Genomic DNA, 2113 nt, shown 5'->3' with positions numbered 1-2113 from the left:
TTCTATTGTTCTTGCTTGCCGCTTTTATCCCAGCGGGTTCTCGTCCAGACCTCCGTCGCCTCCCTGGCCGCCTCCCTGACTGCCTCCACCACCTTCACCTTCGGGTTGCTGGTAGGCTGACCCTACGCCGAGGGGTGTATCCATCTGGTAGGTACGGGGTGCTTTTACGGTGCCGCCTCCGCTGCTGTATTGGGTGGTGACGCTTACATTCCACAGTCCGTCGGTCACTTCGGCGGGGAGGACGAAGATGAGGCGCTTGGGTTCGTTTACGGTGACATCCTCCATGGGCACGAATACTTTCTTGGAGGGTGTATCCACGGAGGTGAAGGTGACGCCGACGGTGGGGTCGGTGCCTGCCAGTTTGATGTTTCTTCCGGTGAGTCCGATGTTCTTGCCGGGTTGCGGGGCGCGGGTGGTGGTGCCGTTGGCGGAGCGGGTCTGAGCTTGGGCGCCGTTCAGCAGCGGGCCTACCACGGCGGGCTGGGTGAATATTTCGAGTTGGCACTCGTTCATGGACTGGCGCAGGCGCGGGCCCATGCTGAGGCTGGCGTAGACTTTCACTTTGTCACGGTCGGGCGCTTGGGAGAGGTCGGCACGGAGCACGGTGCCGCTGGCTCCGGGTTGCATCAGTGCGGTGGGGGTGGATACGATGTAACCGCTGCTCAGTGCGTCGCACTTCACTTCTTCGGCGGCGTTGAGGAGGGTGTAGACTTCGTCTTCGTTCTTTCCCAGGCGGAGGGCTGTTTCACGGGCCACGGCGTGCAGATCGATGGTTTGGGGCATGGTTTTGACGCGGAGGTAGTAGTCGTCCGTGCGTTCGGTCAGCGCGGCGTCGTAGGCCATGAGGCTGATCAGTTTGGTAAAACTTGTCGTTGACATTGTTTTCTTAATTTAAATAATTAATATAATTAGTTAGCTACGAGCTACAAGCTACGAGTGCCTTTTGGAATCATAGCGCAGCTACTCGTAGCTTATAGCTTGTATCTCGTAGCTGATTTACGGTCTCAGCCAGTGGCCTGAGTAGCTCCCGACATCGGTATCATCATTCAGGTCGTCATAGTCGTAATGAATGGCTATCCAACTGACGTCGGCCCATGACTGGTAGGCGGCGACGTCTATTTCCTTTGGCACATCTCTCAGGAAGAGGATGCTGACGGGGCAATCTATGAAAGCATTATCTGCTGTTGTAGGCAGAGAGACTTGGTTCAGGTTGAGGTCGTATCCGCTGAGGACGATGCTTTCGAGGGAGGTGCAGCTGGCGAATGCGGTGCTTCCGATGCTTGTCACTTTCGGCAGGCTGATGCTTTGCAAGGCTGTGCAGCTGTAGAATGCGGTGCTTCCGATGCTTGTCACTTTCGGCAGGCTGACGCTTTTGAGGGCTGTGCAGTTCAAGAATGCTGCGTCTCCGATGCTTCCCGTCACTTCCGGCAGGTCAATGCTTTTTAGGGCTGTGCACATTTCGAACGCGTTGTTTTGGATATTTCCTGCCATTTCCGGCAGGTTGATGCTCTCAAGAGCTTTGCAGTTTAGGAACGCCATGTTTCCGATGTTTCCTGTCACTCCCGACAGGCTGACGCTTTTGAGGGCTGTGCAGACAGCGAATGCGCCGTCTCCGATGCTTCCCGTCACTCCCGGCAGGTCAATGCTTTTGAGGGCTGTGCACTCTTGGAATGCGCCTCCTTCGATATATCCTGTCATTTTCGGTAGTTTGACGTCTTGCAGAGCTGCGCATCTGAGGAATGCGTATTCTCCGATGTTTCCCGTCATTTCCGGCAGGCTGATGCTTTTGAGGGCTGTGCAGCCCCAGAATGCGTTGCTTCCGATGCTTCCTGCCGCTTTCGGCATGTTGATGCTTTCAAGGGCTGTGCAGCCATAGAACGCGTTGTATTGAATATTTCCTGCTGCTTCCGGCAGGCTGATGCTTTCGAGAGCTGTGCATCCGTAGAACGCATGGTATTCGATGTCTCTCTTTATTTTTGGCAGACTAATGTCTTGCAGTGCTGTGCAGCCTTGGAATGCGCCGTCTCCGATGTTTCCTGTCACTTCCGGTAAATTGACGCTTTGTAGTGATTTGCAGCCGTTGAATGCTTCGCTTCCAATGTTTCCTATCACT

At 55.0% G+C, this 2113-nt stretch carries 2 protein-coding genes; both read right to left on the bottom strand.

Annotated elements, in window-relative coordinates:
* Positions 1-24: 24 nt before the first annotated feature.
* Positions 25-879 carry a DUF4469 domain-containing protein gene (locus BACCELL_RS02890; RefSeq protein ID WP_052309528.1) on the bottom strand — a complete coding sequence of 285 codons (855 nt, stop codon included), beginning with the start codon at positions 877-879 and terminating at the stop codon, positions 25-27.
* Positions 880-996: 117 nt separating this feature from the next.
* A partial coding sequence (locus BACCELL_RS02885) for a leucine-rich repeat domain-containing protein (RefSeq protein ID WP_169309594.1) occupies positions 997-2113 on the bottom strand: 1117 nt, incomplete at its 5' end.

This window comes from Bacteroides cellulosilyticus DSM 14838 (genome assembly GCF_000158035.1).
In the GTDB taxonomy this organism is placed as follows: Bacteria; Bacteroidota; Bacteroidia; order Bacteroidales; family Bacteroidaceae; genus Bacteroides; species Bacteroides cellulosilyticus.
Note: the sequence above shows the minus strand (reverse complement) of the source record. Positions and strands in the feature narration are given on the sequence as shown.

Coding starts and splice junctions, on each gene's coding strand:
- BACCELL_RS02890 (WP_052309528.1), bottom strand. CDS start 879: ATGTCAACGACAAGTTTTACCAAACTGATCAGCCTCATGGCCTACGAC.